Origin of the sequence: Streptomyces albus subsp. chlorinus, assembly GCF_013302895.1 — a bacterium.
GTDB lineage: Bacteria > Actinomycetota > Actinomycetes > Streptomycetales > Streptomycetaceae > Streptomyces > Streptomyces chlorinus.
The window spans coordinates 6,404,256-6,407,720 of the sequence record NZ_VJOK01000001.1; the positions used below are offsets into that span (position 1 = coordinate 6,404,256).

The following is a 3,465-nucleotide window of genomic DNA, read 5'->3' on the forward strand; positions in this document are numbered from 1 at the left end:
GCCCTTGCCGGCCTCGCGCCGCCCGGACCCCTGGCGCTGGCGGGGCGCGCCACCGCCCCGGCGGTCCCTGCCGCCCCCGCGCCGGGCACCGCCCGCCGCCTCCGGCTCGTCGTCCAGCCGCAGCGTCAGCGAGATCCGCTTGCGGGCCTCGTCCACCTCCAGCACCCGGACCTTGACGATGTCGCCGGGCTTGACCACGTCCCGCGGGTCCTTCACGAACGTCTTCGACATCGCCGAGACGTGCACCAGCCCGTCCTGGTGCACACCGACATCGACGAAGGCGCCGAACGCGGCGACGTTGGTCACCACGCCCTCCAGCACCATCCCGGACGCCAGGTCGCCCAGCTTCTCGACGCCCTCCTTGAAGCTGGCCGTGCGGAACGCGGGGCGCGGGTCACGGCCCGGCTTCTCCAGCTCCCGGAGGATGTCGGTGACCGTCGGCAGACCGAACGTGTCGTTGACGAACTCCTTGGGGTCCAGCCCGCGCAGCGCCGCCGTGTTGCCGATCAGCGAGGAGACGTCCGTGCCGGTCTTGTCCACCATCTCGCGCACCACCGGATACGCCTCCGGGTGCACCGCCGAGGCGTCCAGCGGGTCCACGCCGTCGCGGATGCGCAGGAAGCCCGCACACTGCTCGAACGCCTTGGGGCCGAGCCGGGGCACCTCCTTGAGCTGCTCGCGGCTGGTGAAGGGGCCGTTGGCGTCCCGGTGCGCCACGATGTTCTCCGCCAGGCCCGAACCGATGCCCGAGACCCGCGCCAGCAGCGGGGCCGAGGCGGTGTTGACGTCCACCCCGACGCCGTTCACACAGTCCTCCACCACGGCGTCCAGCGAGCGCGAGAGCTTCACCTCGGACAGGTCGTGCTGGTACTGCCCCACACCGATCGACTTCGGGTCGATCTTCACCAGCTCCGCCAGCGGGTCCTGCAGACGCCGCGCGATGGAGACGGCGCCACGCAGCGACACGTCCAGCTCGGGCAGCTCCTGCGAGGCGTAGGCCGAGGCGGAGTAGACCGAGGCACCAGCCTCGGAGACCATCACCTTCGTCAGCCTCAGATCGGGGCGGGCCGCGATGAGTTCCCCGGCGAGCTTGTCCGTCTCCCGGGAGGCGGTGCCGTTGCCGATCGCGATCAGCTCCACCTTGTGCGCCTCGGCGAGCGCCGCCAGCGTGGCCAGGGCGGCGTCCCACTGCTTGTGCGGGGCGTGCGGATAGACCGTGTCGGTGGCGGCCACCTTGCCCGTCGCGTCGACCACGGCGACCTTCACCCCGGTGCGCAGCCCCGGGTCGAGCCCCAGGGTGGGGCGGGTGCCCGCGGGCGCGGCGAGCAGCAGGTCCCGCAGGTTGGCGGCGAACACCCGCACCGCCTCGTCCTCGGCCGCGGTCCGCAGCCGGGTGCGCAGATCGATGCCCAGGTGCACCAGGATGCGCGTCCGCCACGCCCAGCGGACCGTCTCGGCCAGCCAGGCGTCCGCCGGGCGGCCCTCGTCCCGCACCCCGAAGCGGTGCGCGATGGAGCGCTCGTAGGAGCTGGGCCCCTCCTGCCGCGTGCCGTCCTCACCGGCGGGCTCGGGATCCAGGGTGAGGTCGAGCACGTCCTCCTTCTCCCCGCGCAGCAGGGCCAGGACGCGGTGCGAGGGCAGCTCGGTGAAGCTCTCGGAGAAGTCGAAGTAGTCGGCGAACTTGGCGCCCTCCTGCTCCTTGCCCTCGCGCACCGTTGCGACCAGCCGGCCCCGCTCCCACATGCGCTCGCGCAGCTCACCGATCAGGTCGGCGTCCTCACCGAAGCGCTCGGTCAGGATGGCGCGGGCGCCCTCCAGCGCGGCGGCGGCGTCGGCCACGCCCTTGTCGGCGTCGACGAACGCGGCGGCAGCGGCGGCCGGCTCCACCGTCGGGTCCGCCAGCAGCCCCTCGGCCAGCGGCTCCAGACCGGCCTCGCGGGCGATCTGCGCCTTGGTGCGCCGCTTGGGCTTGAAGGGCAGGTAGATGTCCTCCAGGCGTGCCTTGGAGTCGGCGGCCAGGATGCGCGCCCGCAGCTCCTCGGTGAGCTTGCCCTGGCCGCGCACGGACTCCAGGACCGCCTCGCGCCGCTCCTCCAGCTCCCGCAGATAGCGCAGCCGCTCCTCCAGGGAGCGCAGCTGCGCGTCGTCGAGCATCTCGGTCGCTTCCTTGCGGTAGCGCGCGATGAACGGCACGGTCGACCCGCCGTCCAGCAGCTCGACAGCGGCCCGGACCTGCCGCTCGCGTACGCCGAGTTCCTCGGCGATCCTGCCTTCGATGGTCGTCGTCACGATGGTTCGTTCCGCCTTCTCGGTGCTGTGGTCCCCCGGTAGGGATGCATTGTGGCAGGCGGGTCCGACAGCCCGGCGCAGGCGGGCGCCGCCGCCCGGCACGGCGTCGGGCCGCGGGGGAGCCGGCCCGCGCGGGTTCAGCCCTCAGCCCTTGCCCCGCAGGTCGGCGGGGAAGGCGCCCGCCTCGGTCGCCGCCCGCGCGAAGCCGCCCGCCAGTTCGGTGAGCCGCGCCACGTCCTCGGCGCCCAGCAGCTCGTAGGGGCCGCGGTCCAGCCGGTCGGTCTCCTCCTCCAGGTGCGTGCGCAGCGCGACGCCCTGCTCGGTCAGCTCGCCGTCGCCGTCCAGCAGTCCGCGTGCGGCCAGCCGCCGCTGCGCCTCGCTCCAGTCCCGCTCGTTGTAACCGCGGGTGCGCATGACCCAGGCCGGGTTCATGCCGTGTCCGCTGGCGGTGTGGCTCACCAGTGCCTCCAGCGCGTCGAGTTCGGCGTGCTGGAGGGCGGCTATGTGGCCGTCGCCGCGGTGTTCGCGCAGCAGGGTCGCCGCGTGCCACAGCGCCAGATGCGGCGCCTGGTCGACCGGCGGGGTGGGCAGGTCGGCGTTGGCGGAGTACAGGGGGCGGCCCGAGCGGGTGCAGCCCTCGGCGGCGCGCAGCGCCAGTCGCGCGGCCTCGGCCATCCGCGGGGAGGTGACGGCCTCCTCGCCCAGCAGGTGCCGCAGTGTCGCGTCGGCGGCGCGCAGCCGTGCGGCGAGCACGGTCTCCGGGGCGGCGGCGTCCCACACCTCGGGGACGAACCGGGCGACCAGGGCGTGGCTGTAGTTGTAGAACGTGGCCGTCACCGTGCCGGCGCCCACGGCCCCCAGCGGGGCGGAGCGGGTGGCCAGGTTCACCGCGTGCGGGTCGTCGATGCCGTACGGCGCCAGTTCCCTGCTCAGCGCGGGGGAGAAGTACAGCGCGGAGTGCAGGGCGTTGAGGGCGTTGTGACAGCGCCGCCCGGCGCGTTCGGGAAGTGACGTCATGCCGGTACGCTACCGGGCGGTATCCGGGACCTGAAGGGCGGGGAACCCACGGCTCGCCCCGGTCCGGCCCCCCGGTTCAGCGTGCGGGACTCCCGTTCCGCTGCGCGGAGTTCACTTCCCGGCGCGGCCACAGGAAGCGCGGCGGGCGGCGCTCCGGCA

General features: G+C 74.0%; 2 protein-coding genes. Both read right to left on the minus strand.

The annotated features are described in order from the left end of the window. Positions 1-2,289 (minus strand): Tex family protein (locus FM076_RS27720; RefSeq protein WP_345945269.1); only part of this gene is annotated, 2,289 nt, incomplete at its 3' end. Positions 2,290-2,433: 144 nt separating this feature from the next. Further along, on the minus strand, positions 2,434-3,306 hold the full coding sequence (locus tag FM076_RS27725) for an SCO6745 family protein (RefSeq protein WP_173873598.1): 873 nt from the start codon (positions 3,304-3,306) through the stop codon (positions 2,434-2,436). Positions 3,307-3,465: the final 159 nt, after the last annotated feature.

Excerpts from the sequence above, each read along its gene's own strand:
- FM076_RS27725 (WP_173873598.1), bottom strand. The coding sequence starts at position 3,306 with ATGACGTCACTTCCCGAACGCGCCGGGCGGCGCTGTCACAACGCCCTC.